Genomic DNA, 23,282 nt, shown 5'->3' with positions numbered 1-23,282 from the left:
CAGGAGTCTCACATGAGCCGTCGGTCAGGGTTGAATGCATGACAGACCCCCGCCGCGCACCCCAGCCGGGCAGAGCGAGGTCATCGGCACGACGCGCCACGGCCAGGATCGTCGCCGTCGCCGCGCTCGCGCTGACGGCAGCCCTCGTGCTGCACCCCGCCATCCCCGGGGTGGTCGGCACCGGCGTGGCCACCGTGCTGCCGTGGCTGGGCCTCTTCGTCCCGGTGCTGCTCTGGGCCGCCCTGGCCACGCGCCGGCGGGTCTGGATCGTCACGATGGTGCCGCTCATCGCCTGGCTGCTCGTTGTCGGTCCGCTCTTCGTGCCGCTGCAGACCGGGCCGGCGGCGGACGCCGCAGAGGGCACGCTGACCGTGGCCAGCCAGAACGTCGAGGCGGGCTCCGGCGGCGCCGCGGAGTCGGCGTTGACGCTCGCCGAGCAGGGCGCCGATGTGATCGCCCTGGAGGAGCTGGACAGCGTGGCACGCGCCGAGGCCGCGGAGGCGATCGACGACGCCTACCCGTACTCATACCGCGTCGGAACGGTCGGCCTGTGGAGCCAGTACCCCATCGTCAACGAGCAGCCGCTGGATCTCGGCCTCGGCTGGAACCGGGCCCTGGCCGCTGACCTCGACACGCCGAGCGGCCTGGTGAGCGTCTATGTCGTGCACGCCGCCTCGCTCCGCCCCGGAGCGCAGAGCGACCGCGACGACATGCTCGCCAACCTGGCCGAAGTCGTCGCCCAGGACGAGAACGAGCGCGTGCTCGTCGTCGGCGACTTCAACGCGACACTCACCGACCCGGCGCTGCGCGCCCTGCAGCGCTCGGTGAGCGAGTCGAACCGCTCCACGGCGTCGCTCGGGTTCACCTGGCCGAGCAACATGCCCCTCGCCCGGATCGACCACATCTTCCACGCCGGGCTGACCCCGCTGGAGAGCTCCGTGCTGCCGGCCGGCAACAGCGACCACCGGGCGGTGCTCACGACCTTCGGGATGTGAGTGGGCTCACCGCGAAGGCGAGGAACGCCCAGGAGCCGATGAACGGCGCGAGCAGCACGACGACCAGGCCGGCGATGACCGCGCCGAGAGCGCGCCGGCCACTGCTGCGCACCGCGGCATCCGACATCTCGTCGAGCAGCCCGCGGGAGCGCGTGGAGACGTAGCCCCAGAGCGCCCAGCCGAGGACGAGCACGAAGAGGAAGTTCAGCGGCAGCACGAGGCGGCCGAGCAGCAGACCGCTGAAGTCGGCGTTCAGCGACGTCGTGAACGGGATGAGAACGACCCCGAGCAGGCGCAGGCTGTTCAGCCAGAGCACCGTGTTGTCGACGCGCACGATGTGCTCGAACTGGCGCGCGTGCACCATCCACAGCATGCAGAGCAGCAGGAAGCTGATCACGAAACTCAGCAGGCTCCCCGAGATCGAGCCGAGCGCGTGCCAGAGCTGGTCGTTGCTGGTGATCGCGCCGAGATTCTCGACCGAGAGATCGAGCACCAGCAGCGTGGCCGCGATCGCGAACACGCCGTCGGAGAACGCCTCGAGACGGCGTGGGGAGAGCGTGCGGTCCTCGTCAGTCACCGACGATCTCCTCCCGGACCCGGCGCAGGTCCTCCATCAGCGACCCGATCAGGATCCAATGCTCCGGATGCGGGGTGGCGATCACCAGGGGAGCGGTGAGCGCCGGCGGCTCCGGCCGCACCTCGGCCTCGCCGGGCGCGGCGGCATCCGGCTCGGTCAGCAGCCGCAGGTCGTGCGCCGCCCGCTTCAGCTCGGCCGCGATGGCGTGCACGGTCGGCTCCTCCGACAGGCTGTCGTCGTAATGGTCGCGCAGCGCCCGCGTCATGCCGATCACCCGGTTCACCAGGGGGGAGAGGCGCGCTAGCAGGGTGGCCTCCGCCTCCACGGCGCCGCCGAGGCGCGAACGGCGCGGGTTGAACGCGAGGCTCTCCCTGCCCTCCTTCACCGCCTCGTTGGCCTTCGCCTGCATCGGCCGGAGCAGCCGGGCGTTCAGCAGCAGCTCCTCCAGCTGGGCGGGGCGCATCGGCGCCTCGAGGGCGTCCGCGAGCCGGTCGATCGTGGCGGCCAGCTCGGTGCCGAGCGCCGACACGCTCTCCTGGGCGGGGGCGAGCAGCACCGGCGGGGCGATGCTGATCGTCACGATGAAGCCGATGACGGCGCCGATCAGCGTCTCAATGCTGCGCTCGACCGCATAGCCGGGCGTGGTGGTGCCGAGCGCCAGCACCAGCATCGCGGTGATCGGGATCTGGTTCGCGGATGCCGGCGTGAGCCGCAGCGCCCAGCCGATGAAGATGGCGACGACGATGGTGATCAGGATGATCCACTCGGCGCTGCCGAACAGCTGGGCGATCACCGTCGCGACGATCACGCCGGCGATCACGCCGACGGTGCGCTCGATGGCCCGCCCGAGCGTCTGGTTCACGCTCGGCTGAACCACCAACAGCGCCGCGATGGCGGCGAAGATCGGCAGCTCGGTCGGCAGCAGCAGCTGGGCGACGATCCACGCCAGAACGGAGGCGAAGGCCACCTTCGTCACCTGCAGGAGCGGCACCCGGCTGGAGGACTGGATGCGAGAGGTCATGCGCACCCCCTCAGGCTACTGCGCCGCCGTGTCGCCGACGCGGAGCTCGCCGACGTCGAATTCGCCGAGACCCAGCTCCCGGAAGCGGGCGTAGCGCTCCCCGGCCCGGCGGAGCCCCGCGGCCTGGGCCGCGCTCAGCGCCTCGAACGGGGCGATGTCGATGCCGAGGCGTTGCCCGGCCGCGGCCGTGCCGAGCATGCGCCGCCGCCAGGTGCCGACCACCCGTCCGCCGGCGACCGCGATCGGCTGGAACACGCCGTTGCGCCCCGGCACGATGCGCTCGTGGTGCTCGGGCGCGGCCGAGGCCTCGCGGTCGCGGTAGCCGAGGAAGTACTCGTCGAAGGCGGGCAGCAGCCAGGCGGATGCCGCGAAGCGGCGCCGCTGCGCGGCATCCGGCACGACGCCGTCCAGCTCGGCCGCCACCCAGTAGCTGGTGTCGCCGATCCGCCGCTCCGCGAGCTGCGGGCGCGCGACCTGGAGCCCGCGCTTCGCCTCGGCGACGGTCAGCTTGCTCCACCACACGAAGTCGGCCAGGGTCGCCGGGCCGTGACCGCGGATGTAGCGCAGCAGGAACTCGCCGAGCGCCTCCTCGTGCTCGAGGCGCCGGGGGTGCGGCACCCACTCGTCCAGCAGCACCAGCTCCTGGGCGTTGCCGGCGGTCGGGCCCCAGCAGAGCGTCCCGGTCTGGGCGAGGTGCCAGATCAGGTGGTAGCCGCGGTTGGCGGCCGTGTCGATGCCGTTTCGCTCCAGCAGCGCCTGGAACGCCTCGCGGCCGAGGCTGCGGCCGCCCGAGAGCGCCGCGACGGCGATCTGCCGCGCCTGCTCGTACACCGGCGCCGTCAGGCCCTGCCGCTCGTGGGTCAGCCGGGCCTGCTGCAGCAGGCGCGCGGTGGTCAGCCGCTGCATCCAGCCGAGGTCCTCGCCGGGAACGAAGTGCAGTGTTCCGCGCATCGGCCACGAGCGCACGATCTCGCCCGCGTCGATCGCGGCGCGCACCCCGGCGAGCGTGGCGCCCGGGCTGCGGGCGCCGACCGCCCAGGTGGCGGCGGCCAGATCCTGCGCCTGGAGTGCCAGCAGCGCGCCGACGACCGGGCCGGGCGCCGCGGCATCCGCGGGGAACAAACCCTGTGCCCTGGCGCGCAGCAGGGCGATCTCGCGGTGTGCGGAATCCCTCGCCATGGCCCCAGTATTCTGCATCGGGCACTTGTGCAGGGTGAGCTTCGGTAGAATGGTGCGTTGCGCCTCATTTCGGATGACCGTGCGCAGCCACCCCCACACCTCCGGACACCACCTGTCCCCAATCGAAACGGATGCGCCGTGCTGAACGTTCAAGACCTCGAGATTCGCGTCGGAGCGCGCGTGCTCATGGAGAACGTGAACTTTCGCGTATCCGCCGGTGACAAGATCGGCCTCGTCGGCCGCAACGGAGCGGGCAAGACCACGCTGACCAAGACGCTCGCGGGCGAGACGCTGCCCACCGGCGGCACCATCGAGCGCACCGGCGAGATCGGCTACCTGCCGCAGGACCCGCGCTCGGGCGACCCGGAGATGCTGGCGCGCACGCGCATCCTCGACGCCCGCGGCCTGGGCACCATCGTGCTCGAGATGCAGCAGGCGACGATCGACATGGGCAGCAGCGACGAGGCCGTCGCCGCCGCCGGCATGAAGAAGTACGGCAACCTGACCGACCGCTTCCAGGCGCTCGGCGGCTATGCGGCCGAGGCGGAGGCCGCCTCCATCGCGAGCAACCTCAACCTGCCTGACCGCATCCTCGAGCAGCCGCTGAAGACCCTCTCCGGTGGTCAGCGCCGCCGCATCGAGCTGGCCCGCATCCTGTTCTCGGATGCCGGCACCATGATCCTCGATGAGCCGACGAACCACCTCGACGCCGACTCTGTCGTCTGGCTGCGCGACTTCCTGAAGAACTACAAGGGCGGCTTCATCGTGATCACTCACGACATCGAGCTCGTCGGCGAGACCGTCAACCGGGTGTTCTACCTGGACGCGAACCGCATGGTCATCGACACGTACAACATGAACTGGAAGAACTACCAGCGCCAGCGTGCCGCCGACGAGGAGCGCCGCAAGAAGGAGCGCTCCAACGCCGAGAAGAAGGCCGGCGTGCTGCAGATGCAGGCCGCCCGCTTCGGCGCCAAGGCGTCCAAGGCTGCTGCCGCCCACCAGATGGTGGCCCGCGCCGAGAAGCTGCTCGCCGGCCTCGACGAGGTGCGCGTCGCCGACCGGGTCGCGAAGCTCCGCTTCCCGACCCCGGCCGCCTGCGGCAAGACGCCGCTCATGGCCGAGAACCTCAGCAAGAGCTACGGCTCGCTGGAGATCTTCACGGCCGTCGACCTGGCCATCGACCGCGGCTCCAAGGTCGTCATCATCGGTCTGAACGGTGCCGGAAAGACGACGCTGCTGCGCATCCTCGGTGGCGCGGACCAGCCGGACACCGGCTCCCTCGTTCCCGGCCACGGCCTGCGCATCGGCTACTTCGCGCAGGAGCACGAGACGATCGACGTCAACCGCACCGTGCTCGAGAACATGGTCTCCTCCTCGCCGAACATCACCGAGACGGAGGCCCGCAAGGTGCTCGGCTCGTTCCTGTTCACCGGCGACGACGGCCACAAGAAGGCCGGCGTGCTCTCCGGTGGAGAGAAGACGCGCCTGGCCCTGGCCATGATCGTCGTCTCCGGCGCCAACGTGCTTCTCCTCGATGAGCCCACGAACAACCTCGACCCGGCCAGCCGCCTCGAGATCCTCGACGCGCTCGCGCACTTCGAGGGCGCCGTCGTCCTGGTCAGCCACGACCCGGGCGCCGTCGAGGCGCTCAACCCGGAGCGCGTGCTGATCCTGCCCGACGGCGTCGAGGACCACTGGAACAAGGAGTACGCGGACCTGATCGCGCTGGCCTAGCCGCCCCGGCTCAGCCCACCGGGTACTTGAACCCCCGGTGGGAGCCGACGAAGCCCAGCCGCTCGTAGAAGCGGTGGGCGTCGACGCGGGCCTCGTCCGAGGTGAGCTGGACGAGGCTGGAGCCGAGCGCCGGCGCCGCGTCATCCGTGACCCAGCGCATCATGGCCCCGCCGATCCCGGCCGAGCGCAGCGCGCTGCCGACCCGCACGGCCTCGACCAGCAGCCGGGTGGAGCCGCGGCGCGCCATGCCGGGGATGCGCGTGAGCTGCATCGTCGCGACAACGCTGCCCGCGGCATCCGCCACGACCAGGAGCTCGTTCGCGGGGTCGGCGACGATCTCGTCGAGCGCGGCGCGGTAGGCGTCGCGGTCGCCGTCGGCTGCGACGTCGCCGCGCGCGCTGCTGATCGGGTCGTCGGAGAGCAGGGCCATCAGCGCATCGAGGTCGGCCGCGTCCGCCCGGCGGAGCGTGTGCGGCCCGGTGCGGGTCTCGAGGGCGGTCGGCAGCAGGAGGTCGTTCAGCATGCCCCCATCCTCGCACCGCATGCCCGCCGCGATCGGCGATCATGGAGTCATGGACTTCCAAGACATCGTCACCGGCCGCCGCATGGTGCGCTCGTACACGGCCGACCCGGTCGATGCGGCCGCCATCGACCGGATGCTGCAGAACGCCGTGCGGGCCCCGAACGCCGGCTTCACGCAGGGCTGGGCCTTCCTGGTGCTCGACACCCCCGCGGACCTGGACCGGTTCTGGGGCTCGACATCGCCCGGGGGCCGGGCAGCCGGCAGCAGCCGCTGGCTCACCGGGATGCGCAGCGCGCCCGTCGTGATCGTGCCGCTCTCGTCGAAGGAACAGTACGTGCGTCGCTACGCCGAGCCAGACAAGGGCTGGTCGGATGCCGAGGAGCCGCGCTGGGGCGTGCCCTACTGGCACGTCGACGCCGGCATGGCCTCGTTGCTCGTGCTGCAGACCGCCGTCGACGAGGGGCTCGGCGGCTGCTTCTTCGGCATCCCGCGCGAGCAGGTGCCGGCGTTCCGCGCAGAGTTCGGCATCCCGGGGGAGTACGCGCCGGTCGGGGCCATCACCATCGGCCACCCCGATCCGCACAAAGCGCCGGGCGGCTCGCCCACCCGGCGGGCACGCAAACACGTCGACGATGTCGTGCACCGGGGAGGCTGGCGCAGACGGGGGACTGGCCTTCACCCGGACGGGAAGATATATTCCTGAACACGGTTGGCGCTTCGCTGAGGTGCAGCCGGGCGTTCAAGGGGGAGTGCGGCAGTGGGGATTCCGGGGGGAAGCAGGGCAGAGGTGTGCGCGCTGGTCGTCTCGCCGCGGGCGCTGCTCAGGCTGGGCGTGGTGTCTGTGCTCTCGGCCGGCACACTGGTGCAGCGGGTGTCGCAAGCCGAGGACCTCAGGGAGGCCCGCCGGCTCAGCGCGGGCGACCGGCCCACGCTGGTCCTGATCGACCTGGACGGTGACGTGCCGGCGGATGAGCTGCACGCGATTCTGCTGGAGGCCGGCCCGGGGCTCGCCGTGCTCGGCTTCAACGCCGTCGGGCGTTCCGACGCTGCCCGCATGGTCATGCGGTTGCGGCGGGGCGCCGTGCTCGACCACGATGCCGACCCTGCCGCTCTGCTCGGCGCGGTGTCAATGCTGCTGGCGCCCTCAGTCGCAGAGATTCGGCCCGTGCGCCCGCTCCTCACGTCGAGGCAGAGTGAGACGCTCTCGCTGGCCGCGAGAGGGATGTCGAATGCGCAGATCGCGGCCACCCTGCACATCTCCGTCGGCACGGTGAAACGCCACCTGTCCGACGCATTCCTCGCTCTGGGCGCGCGCTCGCGCATCGAGGCGATCAACCGTGCACGCAGCCTGGGCCAGCTCCGGGCGGCCACCGCCTGAGCTAGCCGCTCTTGCCCACCGTGATCTCGACGGCGGCACCCGGCCTGATCGGCGTGCCGGAGGCGGGATTGCTCTCCGTCACCTTCCCATCCAGGGCCTTGTCGCTGACCGCAACCACCCGGACCTGCACGGCGAACCCGGCCAGCGCCGCACGGGCGGCCTGCTCGCTCAGGCCGATGACGCCCGGCAGCAGCACCAGGGCGCCGTTGCTGGTGTGCACGGACACCACGGAACCCTTGGGTGCCGTGCCCGTCGGGTTCGTCGACGACACCTGGCCGGCCGGCAGCTCGGAGTCCTGCGGTCCGGCATCGTCGAATCCGAATCCGGCGCCCTCGAGGATGCCGCGGGCCTCCTCGAGCGTCTTGCCGCGCACATCGGGAATGTCCGCCTGGATGACGCGGAAGGCCGAGGCGTCCGGTTCGGCGAACGCGGCACCACCCCACCGGGCATCCGCGTAGGCCATGATGCGCGGCCAAATCCGGTGGCGTGCCGTCGCCGCGGAGCCACTTTCGAAGGAGAGATCCCGCAGGTTCGCGTCGTAGATGACGTTGCCCACCCACACGGCCGTGGCCGCGGTGGTGCTCGACCCGATCATCCAGGTGTCCTTCGCCTCGTCGGTGGTGCCCGTCTTGCCGATGTGCGGGACGCCGGACCCCGTGTTGGAGGCGACGGCCGTCCCGCCATCGAAGAAGGTCTGCCGCATGGCGTATGCCATCGCCGCGGCAACGGAGGGTTCCACGGACTGCCGGCAGGTGGACTTCGGCGGCTCGAGTTCCGCGCCGGATCGGTCCAGGATGCGATCGATCACGATGGGTGAGCAGGTGAGGCCGCCGTTGGCGATTCCGGCGAATGCCGTGGCCATGGAGATGGGCGCGATCTCCTGGGTGCCGAGCACGTCGGAGGGGTTCATCTGGAGTGGGTCGCCGTTGGCACGGTGGATGTCGAAGGCCTCGATGGTCTGTTGGAGCTTGCACAGGTCCAGTTGCGACGCCATCGCCATGTAGCTCGTGTTCACCGACCACTTCGTCGCGTTCACCGCATCGCTGGCGATGCGCCCGTCATCGTTGCGCGGGTTGAACGCCTCGGTGAAATTGCCCGTGCAGCTGTTGATCCACCGGGAGAAGCTCCGTTTGCGGCCATCGAAGTTCTCCCGCAGCGAGTGGCCGGCATTCAGCCACTCTGCCAGGGTGAACACCTTGTACGTCGACCCTGGCTGGAAGCCGCTGGAGCCGCCGTAATCGATGTCGGTGTTGTAGTTGACGGACGTCCAGCCGGGGCCGTTGGCCTCGAGCACCTCCGGATCGTTGCTGAAGCTCTTGTTCTGCACCATGGACAGCACTCGACCGGTGTTCGGCTGCACGGTGACCGCCGTCGCGCCCACCTCGAAGCGGGGATCGACGCTGGGTACATTCTCGTTCAGCGCGGCCTCCGCGGTCACCTGCAGCGGTAGGTCCAGCGTGGTGTAGATTTCCAGTCCGCCACGGCGGAGCTTCTCGATGCGCTCGTCCGGGGTGGCTCCGAAGGCGTCGTCGTTGCGGATCGTCCAGTACACGTAGTCGCAGAAGAAGCCGGATCCGCCGGCCGCCTGGCATCCGGTGTTCGGCGAGGTGACGACGGGGGAGACGGCCGTTGCGACAGCGGTGTCGAACTGCGCGGTCGTGATCTTGCCGTGCTCGAGCATCTTGCCGAGAATGTGGTCCCGGCGCAGTGTGTTCGCGGCGTAGCCGTTGGCCTCGCCGTTCTTCTCGCTCTCCGGCCGGTCGAGCCGGAACTTCTCCGGGTTGTTCACGATGGCGATCAGGCTGGCGGCCTGCTCGAGCGTCAGGTCCTTTGCACTGACGCCGCCGAAGAAGTACTTGCTCGCCGCCTCGATGCCGTAGACGGTGCCGCCGAAGTGGGCGATGTTGAGATACCCGCGCAGGATCTCGGCCTTCGAGTACCGCTTCTCGAGGGCGATCGCCATCCGCATCTCTTTCAGCTTGCGATACGGGGTCGTCTCGATCGCCGCCGCAACGGCCGCCTCCTGCTCCTCGGGGGTGGATGCTGCCATCACGGCGTTCTGCACGAGCACGTTCTTGACGTACTGCTGGGTGAGGGAGGATCCACCCTGCATGTTGTCGTCGTCCATCAGCGTGAGGGCGACCGCGCGCACGGTGCCCTGCAGGTCGACGCCGCCGTGTTCCCAGAACCGGGGGTCCTCGACGGCCACGGCCGCGTCCTTGACGAACTGGGAGATGCCCTCCCAGCCGGCTTCCTCGCGGTTCTGCTCGTAGAAGGTCGCCAGCTTGTGATACGAGCCGTCGGCGTTCGTCGCGTAGATGTTGGAGCCCTCGGCCAGCTCGCCGATGCTCAGGGAGTCCGGGATGGCCTCGAAGACGTCGATCGTGGAGTTCGCGGCCAGGCCGGCGATGGCGACCGCCGGCGTCATGGCTGCGGCGATGAGCACCGCGGCGATCGCGCTCACCGCGACGAAGCCGATCAGCCCACCCGTTGCCCCCAAGAACGTCCGGTCGTCATCTGCCATGGGGAGAGGCTATGGGCGCGGCCGACGCCAAACGGCCAGACAGGCGCGAAATGTGACTTTCGGCACAGTTCGTCCGGGTGTTCTCCCAGCTAGCGGGTTTTGTCGAGGATGCCGTCCTCGACGTCTGAATCGCTGGGCGACTTGAGCTGTTGCTTGCGCTTGCGCTCGGCGGCGCGCTTGCGCTCCTCCGGGTCGTCGATGTTCACGGTGCGGAACTCCTGCCGGGCCGCCCACGCGAGGCCGATGAAGGCCATCACGGCGAACACGTACCACTGGAAGGCGTAGGACAGGTGCGGGCCCTCATCGCGCGGCGGCTTGACGACGGCGAGCGGGCGCTCCCCGGTTGGCGCCGGGGTCTCCGAGATCATCAGCCCGTACGCGCCCGTGTAGTTGGTGATGCCGAGGCGCTCCGAGATCTCGGTCAGCTGGACGGTGGAGATCTGGTTGCCGCTGGAGCTGCGGCCGGCCAGCGACGGTTCGCCGGCCTTCAACCTGGCCACGACGGTGACGTGGCCGTCCGGCGCGGCCGGCACGACGTCCGGTGCATCCTGCGCGGAGCCGGTCGGCAGCCAGCCGCGGTCCACGATGAAGACGGTGCCATCCGCCAGCTGCAGCGGGGTGAGCACCTCGAAGCCGGGCATACCCGCCCGCGGCCGGGTGCGCACGAGCAGCTCGTCCTCGTGGAGGTAGCGGCCCTCCATGACGACGGGCAGCCACTTCTGGGACTGGTCGAAGGCGTCGAGGGTCGGCAGGGCCTCAGCCAGCGGTACGGGCTCCGCCTCCCAGTTCGTGTCGACGCGCTCGATCTCGGCCCGCGCCTCCGCGCGCCGGGCCAGCTGCCAGTTGCCGAGGAACACGCAGACGATCGCGAACACGATGGTGAGGGCCAGGTAGCCGGCCCAGCGTTTGCTGAGCAGGAAGCTCCAGCCGCTCACGAGACCGCCTCGCCGGGCTGGAGTGAGTCGACGGGCCGGACGGTGAGTGGGAACTCACGGGCGGCGAGGAAGTCGCGCAGGTAGTCCACGTGCTCGGCGCAGGCGAGCCAGGTCTTGAAGCGGTCGCCGGTGTGGATGCGGGGGTTCCGCCAGTCGATGCGCCAGCTGGCGTCTGCGGTGCAGCCGGCCCGGGAACAGGCCTCGCGCGGCAGGGCGCCGCCCAACAGGTCAATCATGCTTGTGGTTCCAGGCCCTCTCGATCGCCCCGGGGCGCATCATGGTCGACGACCTCCGCTTCGACGGCACATTCGCGAGCACCACGGCGAAGTAGGGCAGCGTGACCGCACCAATCGCCGGGATCAGCAGCCACCAGCCGCGCAGGAACAGCATCGAGAGGATGCAGAGCACGCGAATCGACATCGCAACGGTGTATTTGATCATGCGGTTGCGACGTTCCACCTCCGGTGAGAGGGGGAGTGACGTGATGGATGGCTGCTTCATATCCGTGGGGAGTCGGTGCTGCGGGGTCGCGTCATCCGTCTGGATGGCGGTACATCCAGCCTACGCGCCCGGGAGCCAACAGAGGACGCTCTAAACTGGGTCAGATTTGCCTGTTCGCCCTGCGCTTTCGCACTGCCCGATTGGACCACGCCATGACCACGCCTCGCACCATACTCGTCACCGGAGGAAACCGAGGCATCGGCTTTGCCATCGCCGAGGAGTTCCTGGCCCAGGGCCACCGCGTCGCCGTCACCGCGCGCTCCGGGCAGGGCCCGGTCGGTTCGCTCACCGTGCAGGCCGACGTGACGGATGCCGCATCCATCGACGCGGCCTTCACCGCCATCGAGGCCGAGTTCGGCCCGGTCGAGGTTCTCGTCGCCAACGCCGGCATCACCCGCGACGGTCTGCTCATGCGGATGAGCGAGGACGACTTCACCGACGTCATCGACACCAACCTGACCGGCGCGTTCCGCGTCGTCAAGCGCGCGTCCAAGGGCATGCTGAAGGCCCGCTACGGCCGCATCGTGCTGATCTCCAGCGTCGTCGGCCTGTACGGCGGCCCCGGCCAGGTCAACTACTCGGCGTCCAAGGCCGCCCTCGTCGGCATGGCCCGCTCGATCACCCGCGAGCTCGGTGCCCGCGGCATCACCGCCAACGTCGTCGCCCCCGGCTTCATCGAGACCGACATGACCGCGGCGCTGCCCGAGGCGCAGCAGGCCGAGTACAAGAAGAACATCCCGGCCGGGCGCTTCGCCACGCCGAACGAGGTCGCCAAGGTCGTGGCCTGGGTCGGCAGCGACGAGGCCGCCTACATCTCCGGCGCGGTCATCCCGGTCGACGGTGGCCTCGGCATGGGGCACTAGAGCGCAGAAAGCCCGCCCGCCCGGCTAGCCGCGCAGGCCCAGCAGCGGCAGCACCTGCGAGAGGTCGGCGGCGTCGATCGCGACGTCGGCCTCCGCGCGCACGCGCGGCTTGGCGTTGAACGCGACGGCGAGGCCGGCCACCGCCATCATGGCGAGGTCGTTGGCGCCGTCGCCGACGGCGATGGTGCGGCTGAGCGGGATGCCGGCATCCGCCGCCCACGCGCGCAGCGCCTGCGCCTTCGCCTCGGCGTCGACGATCGGCCCGGAGACCTGACCGCTGAGTCGGCCCTCCGCGACCTCCAGGCGGTTCGCCTGCCAGAAGTCCAGCCCGAAAGACGCTCCGATCGGGTCGAGCAGTTCGTGGAAACCGCCGGAGACGACGCCGAACAGCCCGCCGGCCGCATGCACGCCGGCGATGAGCTCGTGCACGCCCGGCGTCGGGCGGATCAGCGCGCCGACCTCGGCGAAGACCGTCTCCGGCAGCCCGGCCAGGGTCGCCACCCTGGCGCGCAGGCTCTCGGCGAAGTCGAGTTCGCCGCGCATGGCCTGCTCGGTCACCTCGGCGACGAGGGCGCGCGAGCCGGCGGCATCCGCCAGCAATTCGATGACCTCGTCCTGGATCAGGGTGGAGTCGGCATCGAGGACGACGAGGAAACGGGGGCGCGACGAAACATCGGACATGCGGGGGGAGGTCATGCGGTGACTGTAACACCCTTGCCGACGACGGTGATTCCCGACTCGGTGACGCTGAAGCCCCTGGCCCGGTCGTGGTCGAGGTCGACACCGACCACGGCGCCCCGCTCGACCACCACGTTCTTGTCGAGCACGGAGCGGTGCACCCGTGCCCCGGCCTCGACCCGCACCCGCTCGAACAGGATCGAGTCGATCACCTGCGCGCCCGAGTTCACGTGCACCCACGGCCCGAGCACGCTGCGCTCGACGTGCGCGCCCGAGATCAGCGAGCCGAGCGAGACGATCGAGTCGATCATGGTGCCGAGGAAGCCGTGCGCGTCGCGGACGAACTTCGCCGGCGGCGAGTTGCGCTGCTGGGTGAAGATCGGCCACGCCTCGTTGTAGAGGTTGAACACCGGCAGCGCAGAGATCAGGTCCTGGTGGGCGTCGAAGAAGGAGTCGATGGTCCCGACGTCGCGCCAGTAGTAGCGGTCGCGGTCGGTCGAGCCCGGCACGTCGTTGCGGCGCAGGTCGTAGACGCCGGCCTCGCCGCGCGCCACGAAGTCGGGGATGATGTCGCCGCCCATGTCGTGCCCGGAGTCGGTGCGCTCCCCGTCCCGCAGCACCGCGTCGATCAGGGCATCCGCGTTGAACACGTAATTTCCCATCGAGGCGAGCACCTCGTGCGGCGCGTCGGCCAGACCGACCGGGTTGCGCGGCTTCTCGAGGAACGCCGCGATCTTCTCCGGCGACTCGGCCGAGACCTCGATGACGCCGAACTGGTCGGCCAGCTCGATCGGCTGGCGGATGGCGGCCACGGTCGCCTTCGCCCCGGACGCGATGTGCGCCTCGATCATCTGGCTGAAGTCCATGCGGTAGACGTGGTCGGCACCGACGACCACCACGATGTCCGGCTTCTCGTCGCGGAGCAGGTTGAGGCTTTGCAAGATGGCGTCGGCCGAACCGCTGAACCAGCGCTTGCCGAGGCGCTGCTGGGCCGGGACCGAGGCGACGTAGGTGTCGAGCAGCCCGGAGACGTGCCACGTCTGCGAGACGTGCCGGTCGAGGCTGTGGGACTTGTACTGGGTCAACACCACGATCTGGCCGACGCGCGAGTTGATGAGGTTCGACAGGGCGAAGTCCACCAGCCGGTAGTGGCCGCCGAAGGGAACGGCCGGCTTCGCGCGGTCCTCCGTCAGGGGCATCAGTCGCTTGCCCTCGCCGCCGGCGAGGACGATTCCGAAGATCTTGGGGGACTTCATGCTCTCACCCTAGGGCAGCGCATTCCGGGTGCCTAGAGTCATTCCGCACTGTGACGGGATGCGCTGCGCTAGCGTTGCCCCATGCGAGTCGATCTGCTCACCAAGGAGTACCCGCCGGAGGTCTACGGAGGCGCCGGCGTGCACGTCGCCGAGCTCGTCCGGGCCCTGCGAACCGACACGGATGTCGTCGTGCGCTGCTTCGGCGCCGAGCGCGACGCGCCGGGAACGTTCGCCTACCGCACCCCGGAGACGCTCGAGGGGGCGAACCCCGCACTCGGCACGCTCGGCGTCGACCTGGCCATGGCACAGGATGCCGCTGGCGCCAGCCTCGTGCACTCGCACACCTGGTACGCCAACGGGGCCGGGCACATCGCCAAACTGCTGCACGGGATCCCGCACGTGGCCACCGCGCACAGCCTGGAGCCGTTGCGGCCATGGAAGGCCGAGCAGCTCGGCGGCGGCTACCGGGTCTCCAGCTGGGTCGAGAAGACGGCCTTCGAGGCCGCCGACGCGGTCATCGCCGTGAGCGGCGGCATGGCCCGCGACATCCTGCGCTCCTACCCGCGCCTCGACGAGCAGCGGGTGCACGTCGTCTACAACGGCATCGACCTGGAACGCTGGAAGCCGCTGGAGGACCACGACACGGTGCGCGCCCTCGGCGTCGACCCCGACCGCCCCTCGATCGTCTTCGTCGGCCGGATCACCCGGCAGAAGGGCCTGCCCTACCTGCTGCGCGCCGCCCGGCTGCTGCCGCCGGACGTGCAGCTGGTGCTCTGCGCCGGCGCGCCCGACACGGCCGAGATCATGGCCGAGGTCAGCGCCGGCGTCGCCGAACTGCAGCGGGAGCGCAGCGGCGTCGTCTGGATCGACCGGCTGCTCAGCCAGCACGAGCTCTCCGCGGTGCTCACCGCCGGCACCACGTTCGTCTGCCCCTCCGTCTACGAGCCGCTCGGCATCGTCAACTTGGAGGCCATGGCCTGCGGGCTGCCCGTCGTCGGCACCGCAACCGGCGGCATCCCCGAGGTCGTCGAGGACGGCGTCACCGGGCGCCTGGTTCCGATCGAGCAGGCGGATGACGGCACCGGCACGCCGCTGGACCCTGAGCGGTTCGTGGCCGATTTGGCCGCCACGCTCACTGAGGTCGTGGGCGACCCGGAACGCGCCGCCGCGATGGGGGCAGCGGGCCGCATCCGCGCCGAGAAGGAATTCGATTGGGCCCGGATCGCCGCGCGCACCCGCGAGATCTACGCGGCGCTGCTCTGAGCACCCCCGGCGGCTCGGTAACATAGGAGCATGGCCAGCGTTCTTCAGCTCACAGACGTCTCCGTCGTTCGCGACGGCAACACCATCCTCGACTCCGTGAACTGGACGGTGAACTCCGACGAACGCTGGGTGGTGCTCGGCCCGAACGGCGCAGGCAAGACCACAATGCTGCGCATCGCCGCCGCGATGATGCACCCGACCAGCGGCACGGCCATCGTCCTCGAGGAGCAGCTGGGCAAGGTGGACCTCACCGAGCTGCGCCCCATGATCGGCTTCGCCTCCACCGCGATGGCCCGCACCATCCCGAAGAACGAGCGGGTGCTGGACGTCGTGCTGACGGCTGCATACTCCGTCACCGGCCGCTGGAACGAGGAGTACGACGACCTCGACGTGCGCCGCGCGCAGCGCGTGCTGGCTGAATGGCAGCTCGACCACCTCGCCGACCGCCTCTTCGGCACCCTCAGCGACGGCGAGCAGAAGCGCGTGCAGATCGCCCGCTCGGTGATGACCGACCCCGAACTGCTGCTGCTCGACGAGCCAGCCGCCAGCCTCGACCTCGGCACCCGCGAGGAGCTGCTGCAGATGCTCGGCGGATACGCCCAGTCGCCGCTCGCCCCGGCCATCGTCATGGTCACCCACCACGCCGAGGAGATCCCCCTCGGTTTCACCCACGCACTCGTCCTGGCCGCCGGCCGGGTCGTCGCCGCCGGCCCTCTGGCCGAGGCACTCACCTCCGAAGTGTTGACCGAGGCCTTCGGCCTGGAGATCGAGCTGAGCGAGCAGGGCGGGCGCTACAGCGCTCGTGCGGTCTAACGGCCCGAATTCTGCTAAGCTTGATAGCTGGCCCCCGGGCCGCAGCTTTCTCGCCTGATCGGCATGTGATCGGCAAGAGCGATCACTAGTCTCAACACACAAATTACTTTCTACGCAAGGAAACTCGATGAAGTCTGAAATTCACCCCACGTACGCGCCGATCGTCTTCCGCGACCTCGCGTCGGGTGCAACCTTCCTGACCCGTTCGACGGTCGGCAGCGCCAAGACCATCGAGTGGGAAGACGGAAACACCTACCCGGTCATCGACGTCGAGATCTCCTCGGAGTCGCACCCGTTCTACACCGGCAAGCAGCGCATCATGGACTCGGCCGGCCGCGTCGAGAAGTTCAACCAGCGCTTCAAGGGCTTCGGCGCGTAAGCAGCCGCTGCTCGAACAGAGCTCAGCACGAAGGGCGACCGGCTTTTGCCGGTCGCCCTTCGTCGTTCCTGCGGGCCTAGCGCTCCGGCCAGGAACCGTCGGCCGTGAACTCGGGGTCGCGGTTGGCGCGCATGTACTTCTGGAAGCTGGCGGCCTGATCGGCCGCCCAGCCCACCTGCTTGTCGTGCATCTCCGTCGCGGATTCCGGCAGGCCGGCGCCGTGCTCGCGGGCGATGGCCTGGGCCACGCGACCGGCGGCGATGGCATCCGCCCCCGCATCGTGCGCGTCCTCCAGCGGCACCCCGTAGAACGCCGCGGCGGCCTCGAGGGTGCGCTTGCCCTTGCGGTAGCGGTCAACGGCCTTGTCGATCACGAGCGGGTCGATGATCGGGCCGGGGGAGCCGAGCGCCGCCAGCCCGTGCCGCAGCGCCTCCCGGTTGAGGATCGTGAAGTCGTACGGCGCGTTGTAGGCGACGACGGGCAGGCCGCGCTCGAACAGCGCGCGCAGGCGCGCCACGATCTGGCCGACGCCCTCGCCGGCCGGCATCCCATCGGCCTGCGCGCGCGCGGTGCTGATGCCGTGCACGGCACTGGCGCCGGCCGGGATCTCGACGCCGGGGTTCAGGAGCCAGTCGCTCCGCTCCAACACGGCGCCGTCGGCGTCGATCACGCTGACGTTCGCGGTGACGATACGGCTCGTCTCCACATCGATTCCGGTGGTCTCCAGGTCGAAGACGGCGAGTGTGCTGGACCAGTTGACTGCGTTCATGCCCTCACTCTATGGCCAAGCACCGACTTAGCCGGCGTGCAGCCAGTAGAAGCTCTGCGTGCCCATCGTCAGGGTGAGCGAGCCGTTCTCGTCGAAGCTCGGGAACACCCCTCCGCCGAACAGGTCGTACAGCCGGCTGCCCGCCATTCCGGGCGCCGTGATCGTCGCCGCGACCGGGTTGTGCGCGAAGCTGAACACGCAGAGCACCGTCTCCGGCTGGTCGTTGTAGTGGATTCCGCCGTGCGCGTCGTTGCCCTGGTAGCGGCGCACGAAGGCCAGCACGGAGTCGTTGTCGGTCTGCAACACCTCGATGTCGCCCAGCCCGAACACGAGGTGCGCCTTGCGCACGTGGATCACGTTGCGCACCCAGTGCAGCAGCGAGCGCGACTGCGCCAGCTGTGACTCCACATTGACGTGCCCGTAGTTGAACACCAGCGACTGCACGACCGGCAGGTAGAGCTTGCCGGGGTCGGCGGCCGAGAAGCCGGCGTTCCGGTCCGGCGTCCACTGCATCGGGGTGCGCGAGCTGTCCCGGTCGGGCAGCCAGATGTTGTCGCCCATGCCGATCTCGTCGCCGTAGTAGAGGAACGGGCTGCCGGGCAGGGAGAACAGCAGGGCGTGGGTGAGCTCGAGCTCGGCCCTGGCGTTGTCGAGCAGGGGCGCCAGCCGGCGCCGGATGCCGACGTTCGCCCGCATCCGCGGGTCGTAGGCGTACCAGCCGTACATGGCCTGCCGGTACTCCTCCGAGACCATCTCGAGGGTGAGCTCGTCGTGGTTGCGCAGGAACACGCCCCAGCCGGCGCCCGGTGGGATGTCGGTGGTCTCCGAGAGCACGGCGACGAGCTCGTCTGCACGCTGCGAGCGCAGCGCGTAGAAGATGCGCGGCATCACCGGGAAGTCGAAGGCCATGTGGCACTCCGGCTCCTCCTCGCTGCCGAAGAAGGCGGCGACCTCGCGCGGCCACTGGTTCGCCTCGGCGATCATCACCCGGCCGGGGTAGCTCTTGTCGACCATGGCGCGCAGCGCCTTGATGAACTCGTGGGTCGGCGGCTCGCCCTCGCCGTTGCCCTCGTCCGACTCGTACAGGTACGGGATGGCGTCCAGCCGGAATCCGTCGACCCCCAGATCGAGCCAGAACCGCACCACGTCGAACACGGCCTCGTGCACGGCCGGGTTCTCGAAGTTGAGGTCGGGCTGGTGCGAGAAGAAGCGGTGGAAGAAGAACTGGCGCCGCACCGGGTCGAAGGCCCAGTTGGAGTCCTCCGTGTCGGTGAAGATGATGCGGATGTCCGGCCACTTCTCGTCGGTGTCGCTCCACACGTAGAAGTCGCCGTAGGGGCCCTCCGGGTCCTGCCGGGACTGCTGGAACCACTCGTGCTGGTCGGAGGTGTGGTTCAGCGGCAGGTCGATGACGACGCGCATGTTGCGCTCGTGCGCCTTGGTGACGAGTTCCCGGAATTCGTCGAGCGTGCCGAACTCGGGCAGGATCGACCGGTAGTCGGCGACGTCGTAGCCGCCGTCGCGCAGCGGGGAGGTAAAGATCGGCGGAACCCAGAGGGCGTCCACGCCGAGCCACTGCAGGTAGTCCAGCTTGGAGATCAGGCCGCCCAGGTCGCCGGTGCCGTCGCCGTTGCTGTCGACAAAGGAGCGCACCATCACCTCATAGAACACCGCTCGTCGATACCACTGCGGGTCGAGGCTGAGGCCGGGCAATTGGATCGGCGCAGTAAAGCTCATGCCTGAGTCTAAGCAGCATGCCGCCGCCGGTGCCAGTCTTGCGGAGCACCCTCGCCTAAACTGGGAGCGATGAGCATCGAGTCCCCCTACGCGCAGCTGCTGGCCCGCATCCCCGTGAGTGAACGCACTCTCACCGTCCTGGGCAGCGAGACCCACTACTGGGAGTACGGGACGGCGGCGCCCGGCGTTCCGACCGTCGTGGTGGTGCACGGATTCCGGGGCGACCACCACGGGCTGGAACCCGTCGTCGCCCAGCTGCCCGGCGCGCACATCCTGATGCCCGACCTGCCCGGCTTCGGCGCGTCGACGCCGCTGGACGCGGCATCCGGCGCCCGCCACGACGTGCCCGGCTACGCCGCCTGGCTGGCTGCCTTCACCGCCGCGCTCGCGCTGCCCGGCCCCGTCGTGATCCTGGGGCACTCCTTCGGCTCAATCGTGAGCTCGGCGGCGCTGGCCGACGGCCTGAGCGCCGACGCCGTCATCCTCGTCAATCCGATCGGCGCCCCGGCGCTGTCCGGGCCGCGCGGCATCATGACCCGGCTCGCGGTCTTCTACTACTGGGCAGCCGCCAAGCTGCCCGAGCGCATCGGCTTCGCCCTGCTGCGCTCCCGGCTGATCGTGCGCGTCATGAGCGTCACCATGTCCAAGACCCGCGACCCGCAGCTGAAGCGCTGGATCCACGAGGAGCACGACCGCTACTTCTCGGCCTTCGAGAACCGCGACGTCGTCCTCGAGGCGTTCCGCGCGTCCGTCAGCCACGACGTCAGCGAGTACGCCGCCCGGATCCCGCAGCCGACGCTGCTGATCGCCGCCGACCGCGACGACATCACGCCGCTCGCCGCCCAGCACCGGCTGCAGACCCTGTTCCCGGATGCCCGGTTGCACGTCATCCACGATGTCGGCCACCTGATCCACTACGAGACGCCCGTCGAGGCGGCCGAGCAGATCCGCACGGTGCTGTCCTCGCTGGGGGCCCCGGCATGAACATCGTCTTCGACTGCCGCTACACCCGCATCGACCGGCACGACGGCATCAGCCGGTACACGGCGAGCCTCGTCGAGGAGCTCGGCAAGCTGCACCCGGTGACGATGCTGATCAGCGACCACCGCCAGCTCGACATGTTGCCCGCGCTGCCCTGGCAGCTGGTCGGCTCGCCGACCAGCGTGCTGGAGCCGCTCGTCGCGCTCACCGTGAACAAGCTGCGACCGGACGTGGTGTTCACGCCGATGCAGACCATGGGCTCCTGGGGTCGCAAGTACAAGCTGCTGCTCACCGTGCACGACCTCATCTACTACCGCAACCGCACGCCCCCGCGCGATCTGGCCGCGCCGATCCGGCTGCTCTGGCGGCTCTACCACCTGGCCTGGTGGCCGCAGCGGATGCTGCTGAACCGGGCAGACGGCGTCGTCACCGTGTCGGAGACCACGAAGAGCCTGATCGCCGAGCACGCCCTGACCCGCCGCGAGGTGACCGTCGTGCCGAACGCTGCCGGCGTTGCCGCGGACGCCGTTGATGCCGCGCCGCGTACGCGGCCCGACGGGCTGCGGCTGGTCTACATGGGCTCGTTCATGCCGTACAAGAACGTCGAGACGCTGGTGCGCGCCGCCGCGCTGCTGCCGGGCTCGGAGCTGCACCTGATGAGCCGGTTGAGCGACGCCGAGCAGCGCCGTCTCCGCGCGCTCGCCCCGCAGGCCGCGATCGTCTTCCACAACGGGGCCAGCGACGCCGCGTACCTCGAGGCGCTCCGCGGGGCCACCGCGCTCGTGACGGCGTCCCTCGACGAGGGCTTCGGCATCCCGTTGGTCGAGGCGATGTCGGAAGGCACGCCGATCATCGTCAGCGACATCCCGATCTTCCGTGAGATCGGCGGTGACGCGGCCCTCTACTTCGCCCCGACCTCGCCCGACGGGCTGGTCGCCGCCGTCTCCGCGCTGCGCGGGCCGGGGGAGTGGGAGCGCCGATCGGCCCTCGGCCGGGAGCAGGCGGGCCGCTTCACCTGGACGGGCTCGGCCCAGCGCCTGCTCGGCCTGCTGGAGAAGACCGCGCGCGCGTAGCGGGAGGCGGCTGGGCACACTCCGCCGCCCAAAGCCCAGACCAGCATCGACTACGCGAAAAGTGCGCCAAGACTCAGTCTGTGGCGCACTTTTCGCGTAGTCGATGGGCTGGCGGGCTAGCCGACGCTGCGCAGCTGCAGCCCGCCGAGACCCCAGCGGAACTCCTGCACGGAGCCGTTCTGGATCATCCGGCCCGGGGCGACGATCTCGCCGCCGGAGGTGTGGTGCATGAGCGAGCTGATCACCCCGCCGTGGCTGACCACGAGCACGCGGCCGCCGGGGAAGCGCCCGGCGAGCTCCTCCAGGCTCGGCAGGGTGCGGTCGAGCACCTCGTCGCGCGTCTCCAGGCCGGGCACCGCAGAGCCGTCGGGGAAGCGTTCGGTGCGCTCGGCGAAGCTCAGCCCCTCGATCTCCCCGTGCGCGCGCTCGGCGAGCGCCGGCACCAGCTCGGGGCTGGAGAGGCCGAGCTCGGCGGCGATGATCAACGCCGTCTCGTGCGCGCGGCTGAGCGGGCTGCTGACGATGGCATCCCACGCGCCGTGCTCCAGCTGCGCGGCGCGCAGGGCGGCGCCGGTCGCGGCGGCCTGGGCGCGCCCGGTGTCGTTCAGCGGGATGTCGGTGCGCCCCTGGATGCGCTTCTGCGCGTTCCACTCGGTCTGACCGTGCCGAACAATACCAAACGTCGTCATAGTTCCCTCTCGCAACAAGGCTTAGGGGAGCAGCCGTTCCGCCAATGCGGCCAGCGTCTCTGAAGCCCCCGCATCCAGCTTATGCGCTGCCCGGGCGTCGCCCTTCGTGCTGCCGCGGTTGACCACGACGATGGGCAGGCGCCGCCGCCTGGCCTGCTCCAACAGGCGGATGCCGGAGTTGACCGTCAGCGAGGAGCCCACGACCAGGAGCATCTCGGAGCGCGCAACCAGCGCGGCCGCCTGGGCGAATCGCGCGGCCGGCACGAGCTCGCCGAAGAACACGACATCCGGCTTGAGCCGCCCACCGCAGACGGTGCACACCGGCAGCACGAAGCGGTCGACCTCCTCGACGTCGGCGTCACCGTCGGGCGCGAGCCGGACGGCATCCGACTGGCCCAGCCACGGGTTGGCCGCCTCCAGTTGATCGGCGATGGCCTGTCGGGCGAAGACCTGCCCGCAGTCCAGGCAGCTGACGGTGTCCATCGAGCCGTGCAGTTCCACCACCCGGCCGGAGCCGGCCTGGCGGTGCAGCCCGTCGACGTTCTGGGTGACGACGCCGGTGACCAGCCCGGCGCCCTCCAGCCGCGCCAGCGTGCGGTGGCCGGCGTTGGGCCGGGCGCTGCTGAACAGCCGCCAGCCGAGGTGGCTGCCGGCCCAGTAGCGCTTGCGCTTGCCCTCGTCGCCGAGGAAGTCCTGCACCGTCATGGGCGTGCGCGTCGGCGCGCCCTCGCCGCGGTAGTCGGGGATGCCGGAGTCGGTGCTGATGCCGGCGCCGCTGAGCACGGCCGTGCGTTTGCCCCGCATCAGCTCCGCCACGGCGTCAATCTGCTGCGCGGCGTCGATCTGGTTCACGCTGGCCATCTGCTGCACGGATTGCTCCTTCACTCGGGTTCCATCATCAACCCACAGGGTTTCCAGTTTGTTTCCGAGGCTGTCAGGCTAGGGGGATGCAGATCATCCCCATCACCGAATTGACCGCCCCTGGCGTGTCCGATTACGCCAAGCTCACCGACGTCGCCCTCCGCCGCGTCAGCGAGCCGGAGGGTGGTCTCTACATCGCCGAGTCGAGCAAGGTGATCGCACGGGCGCTGCGGGCCGGCCACGTGCCGCGTTCCGTGCTGCTGCAGAAGCAGTGGTTGGCCGATGTCGAGCCGCTCCTGGCCGACTACCCGGATGTTCCCGTCTACGTCGGCGAGCCCGCCGTGCTGGAGCAGCTGACCGGCTACAACATGCACCGGGGTGCCCTGGCCGCGATGCACCGCCCGGCGCTGGCCCCGGTCGAGGAGCTCATCCGCGACGCGCGGCGCATCGTCATCCTCGAGGACATCGTCGACCACACCAACATCGGCGCCATCTTCCGCGCGGTGGCCGGCCTCGGGGCGGATGCCGTGCTCATCACGCCGCGGTGCGC

25 protein-coding genes are annotated in these 23,282 nt (G+C 69.9%); 11 read left to right on the top strand and 14 right to left on the bottom strand.

Annotated elements, in window-relative coordinates:
- Positions 1 to 38: 38 nt before the first annotated feature.
- Positions 39 to 995: an endonuclease/exonuclease/phosphatase family protein gene (locus GY24_RS00125; protein WP_104473807.1), complete on the top strand. Its 957-nt coding sequence runs from the start codon at positions 39 to 41 to the stop codon at positions 993 to 995.
- Here GY24_RS00125 and GY24_RS00120 read toward each other — a convergent pair.
- From GY24_RS00120 to GY24_RS00110, 3 genes are read right to left on the bottom strand one after another with little or no spacing between them, the layout of a single operon-like run.
- Entirely contained in the window at positions 976 to 1,572 is a 597-nt protein-coding gene (locus GY24_RS00120) for a TMEM175 family protein (protein WP_104473806.1), read from the bottom strand. The genes GY24_RS00125 and GY24_RS00120 overlap by 20 nt on opposite strands.
- Entirely contained in the window at positions 1,565 to 2,593 is a 1,029-nt protein-coding gene (locus GY24_RS00115) for an FUSC family protein (protein ID WP_324778037.1), read from the bottom strand. The genes GY24_RS00120 and GY24_RS00115 overlap by 8 nt, the downstream gene beginning before the upstream one ends.
- 15 nt (positions 2,594 to 2,608) lie before the next feature.
- The gene (locus tag GY24_RS00110; RefSeq protein WP_161498647.1) at positions 2,609 to 3,772 is read right to left on the bottom strand and encodes a winged helix DNA-binding domain-containing protein; all 1,164 of its coding nucleotides are present in this window, start codon (positions 3,770 to 3,772) and stop codon (positions 2,609 to 2,611) included.
- Positions 3,773 to 3,910: 138 nt separating this feature from the next.
- Here GY24_RS00110 and GY24_RS00105 point away from each other — a divergent pair, with 138 nt between their 5' ends.
- Complete coding sequence (locus tag GY24_RS00105) at positions 3,911 to 5,509, top strand: ABC-F family ATP-binding cassette domain-containing protein (RefSeq protein WP_104473803.1); 1,599 nt, start codon at positions 3,911 to 3,913, stop codon at positions 5,507 to 5,509.
- A 10-nt stretch (positions 5,510 to 5,519) separates the two neighbouring features.
- Here GY24_RS00105 and GY24_RS00100 read toward each other — a convergent pair whose 3' ends face one another.
- On the bottom strand, positions 5,520 to 6,032 hold the full coding sequence (locus GY24_RS00100) for a GNAT family N-acetyltransferase (RefSeq protein ID WP_104473802.1): 513 nt from the start codon (positions 6,030 to 6,032) through the stop codon (positions 5,520 to 5,522).
- A 49-nt stretch (positions 6,033 to 6,081) separates the two neighbouring features.
- Here GY24_RS00100 and GY24_RS00095 point away from each other — a divergent pair, with 49 nt between their 5' ends.
- Both GY24_RS00095 and GY24_RS00090 read left to right on the top strand, forming a co-directional pair.
- Positions 6,082 to 6,735, top strand: coding sequence for a nitroreductase family protein (locus GY24_RS00095; protein WP_104473899.1), 654 nt, complete (start codon positions 6,082 to 6,084; stop codon positions 6,733 to 6,735).
- Between the two features lie 132 nt (positions 6,736 to 6,867).
- Positions 6,868 to 7,410 (top strand): response regulator transcription factor, encoded by a 543-nt coding sequence (locus tag GY24_RS00090; RefSeq protein ID WP_133161071.1) that lies wholly within the window; start codon positions 6,868 to 6,870, stop codon positions 7,408 to 7,410.
- 1 nt (position 7,411) lies between these two features.
- On the opposite strand, the gene GY24_RS00085 is transcribed toward GY24_RS00090, so the two are convergent.
- From GY24_RS00085 to GY24_RS00070, 4 genes are all read right to left on the bottom strand, one after another.
- Positions 7,412 to 9,934, bottom strand: a complete 2,523-nt coding sequence (locus GY24_RS00085; RefSeq protein ID WP_104473800.1) for a transglycosylase domain-containing protein — start codon at positions 9,932 to 9,934, stop codon at positions 7,412 to 7,414.
- A gap of 89 nt (positions 9,935 to 10,023) precedes the next feature.
- Entirely contained in the window at positions 10,024 to 10,869 is an 846-nt protein-coding gene (locus GY24_RS00080) for an SURF1 family cytochrome oxidase biogenesis protein (RefSeq protein ID WP_104473799.1), read from the bottom strand.
- Complete coding sequence (locus tag GY24_RS00075; RefSeq protein WP_104473798.1) at positions 10,866 to 11,105, bottom strand: hypothetical protein; 240 nt, start codon at positions 11,103 to 11,105, stop codon at positions 10,866 to 10,868. Before GY24_RS00075 ends, GY24_RS00080 begins: the two co-directional genes overlap by 4 nt.
- On the bottom strand, positions 11,098 to 11,370 hold the full coding sequence (locus GY24_RS00070; RefSeq protein ID WP_083363924.1) for a DUF3099 domain-containing protein: 273 nt from the start codon (positions 11,368 to 11,370) through the stop codon (positions 11,098 to 11,100). Before GY24_RS00070 ends, GY24_RS00075 begins: the two co-directional genes overlap by 8 nt.
- A 152-nt stretch (positions 11,371 to 11,522) precedes the next feature.
- On the opposite strand from GY24_RS00070, the gene GY24_RS00065 reads away from it, so the two are divergent.
- A complete protein-coding gene (locus GY24_RS00065) occupies positions 11,523 to 12,233 on the top strand; it encodes a beta-ketoacyl-ACP reductase (protein WP_104473797.1) in 711 nt (236 codons plus the stop codon).
- A gap of 24 nt (positions 12,234 to 12,257) precedes the next feature.
- Here GY24_RS00065 and serB read toward each other — a convergent pair whose 3' ends face one another.
- Positions 12,258 to 12,929, bottom strand: coding sequence for a phosphoserine phosphatase SerB (gene serB / locus GY24_RS00060; RefSeq protein ID WP_104473796.1), 672 nt, complete (start codon positions 12,927 to 12,929; stop codon positions 12,258 to 12,260).
- Positions 12,926 to 14,167: a glucose-1-phosphate adenylyltransferase gene (locus GY24_RS00055; protein WP_104473795.1), complete on the bottom strand. Its 1,242-nt coding sequence runs from the start codon at positions 14,165 to 14,167 to the stop codon at positions 12,926 to 12,928. Before GY24_RS00055 ends, serB begins: the two co-directional genes overlap by 4 nt.
- An 81-nt stretch (positions 14,168 to 14,248) precedes the next feature.
- On the opposite strand from GY24_RS00055, the gene glgA reads away from it, so the two are divergent.
- The 3 genes from glgA to GY24_RS00040 all read left to right on the top strand — a co-directional run bounded on the left by glgA (position 14,249) and on the right by GY24_RS00040 (position 16,622).
- Positions 14,249 to 15,430: a glycogen synthase gene (glgA, locus tag GY24_RS00050; RefSeq protein ID WP_104473794.1), complete on the top strand. Its 1,182-nt coding sequence runs from the start codon at positions 14,249 to 14,251 to the stop codon at positions 15,428 to 15,430.
- A 30-nt stretch (positions 15,431 to 15,460) separates the two neighbouring features.
- A complete protein-coding gene (locus tag GY24_RS00045) occupies positions 15,461 to 16,243 on the top strand; it encodes an ABC transporter ATP-binding protein (protein WP_083363929.1) in 783 nt (260 codons plus the stop codon).
- Positions 16,244 to 16,370: 127 nt separating this feature from the next.
- Entirely contained in the window at positions 16,371 to 16,622 is a 252-nt protein-coding gene (locus tag GY24_RS00040; RefSeq protein WP_047410596.1) for a type B 50S ribosomal protein L31, read from the top strand.
- Positions 16,623 to 16,698: 76 nt separating this feature from the next.
- Here the strand turns inward: GY24_RS00040 and GY24_RS00035 are convergent, their stop codons facing one another.
- Positions 16,699 to 17,391 carry an exonuclease domain-containing protein gene (locus tag GY24_RS00035; protein ID WP_104473793.1) on the bottom strand — a complete coding sequence of 231 codons (693 nt, stop codon included), beginning with the start codon at positions 17,389 to 17,391 and terminating at the stop codon, positions 16,699 to 16,701.
- Positions 17,392 to 17,418: 27 nt separating this feature from the next.
- Positions 17,419 to 19,128, bottom strand: a complete 1,710-nt coding sequence (gene treS, locus GY24_RS00030; RefSeq protein WP_104473792.1) for a maltose alpha-D-glucosyltransferase — start codon at positions 19,126 to 19,128, stop codon at positions 17,419 to 17,421.
- Between the two features lie 69 nt (positions 19,129 to 19,197).
- Here treS and GY24_RS00025 point away from each other — a divergent pair, with 69 nt between their 5' ends.
- Complete coding sequence (locus GY24_RS00025) at positions 19,198 to 20,112, top strand: alpha/beta fold hydrolase (RefSeq protein WP_104473791.1); 915 nt, start codon at positions 19,198 to 19,200, stop codon at positions 20,110 to 20,112.
- Positions 20,109 to 21,182, top strand: coding sequence for a glycosyltransferase family 4 protein (locus tag GY24_RS00020; RefSeq protein WP_104473790.1), 1,074 nt, complete (start codon positions 20,109 to 20,111; stop codon positions 21,180 to 21,182). Before GY24_RS00025 ends, GY24_RS00020 begins: the two co-directional genes overlap by 4 nt.
- Before the next feature lie 116 nt (positions 21,183 to 21,298).
- On the opposite strand, the gene GY24_RS00015 is transcribed toward GY24_RS00020, so the two are convergent.
- Together GY24_RS00015 and GY24_RS00010 are read right to left on the bottom strand one after the other, a co-directional pair.
- Positions 21,299 to 21,871 carry a histidine phosphatase family protein gene (locus tag GY24_RS00015; protein WP_104473789.1) on the bottom strand — a complete coding sequence of 191 codons (573 nt, stop codon included), beginning with the start codon at positions 21,869 to 21,871 and terminating at the stop codon, positions 21,299 to 21,301.
- A gap of 21 nt (positions 21,872 to 21,892) precedes the next feature.
- The gene (locus GY24_RS00010; protein WP_104473898.1) at positions 21,893 to 22,732 is read right to left on the bottom strand and encodes an NAD-dependent protein deacetylase; all 840 of its coding nucleotides are present in this window, start codon (positions 22,730 to 22,732) and stop codon (positions 21,893 to 21,895) included.
- Between the two features lie 86 nt (positions 22,733 to 22,818).
- On the opposite strand from GY24_RS00010, the gene GY24_RS00005 reads away from it, so the two are divergent.
- A partial coding sequence (locus tag GY24_RS00005; RefSeq protein ID WP_407662134.1) for a TrmH family RNA methyltransferase occupies positions 22,819 to 23,282 on the top strand: 464 nt, incomplete at its 3' end.

It is taken from the genome of Microterricola pindariensis, from assembly GCF_002936985.1.
Lineage (GTDB): Bacteria > Actinomycetota > Actinomycetes > Actinomycetales > Microbacteriaceae > Microterricola > Microterricola pindariensis.
Note: the sequence above shows the minus strand (reverse complement) of the source record. Positions and strands in the feature narration are given on the sequence as shown.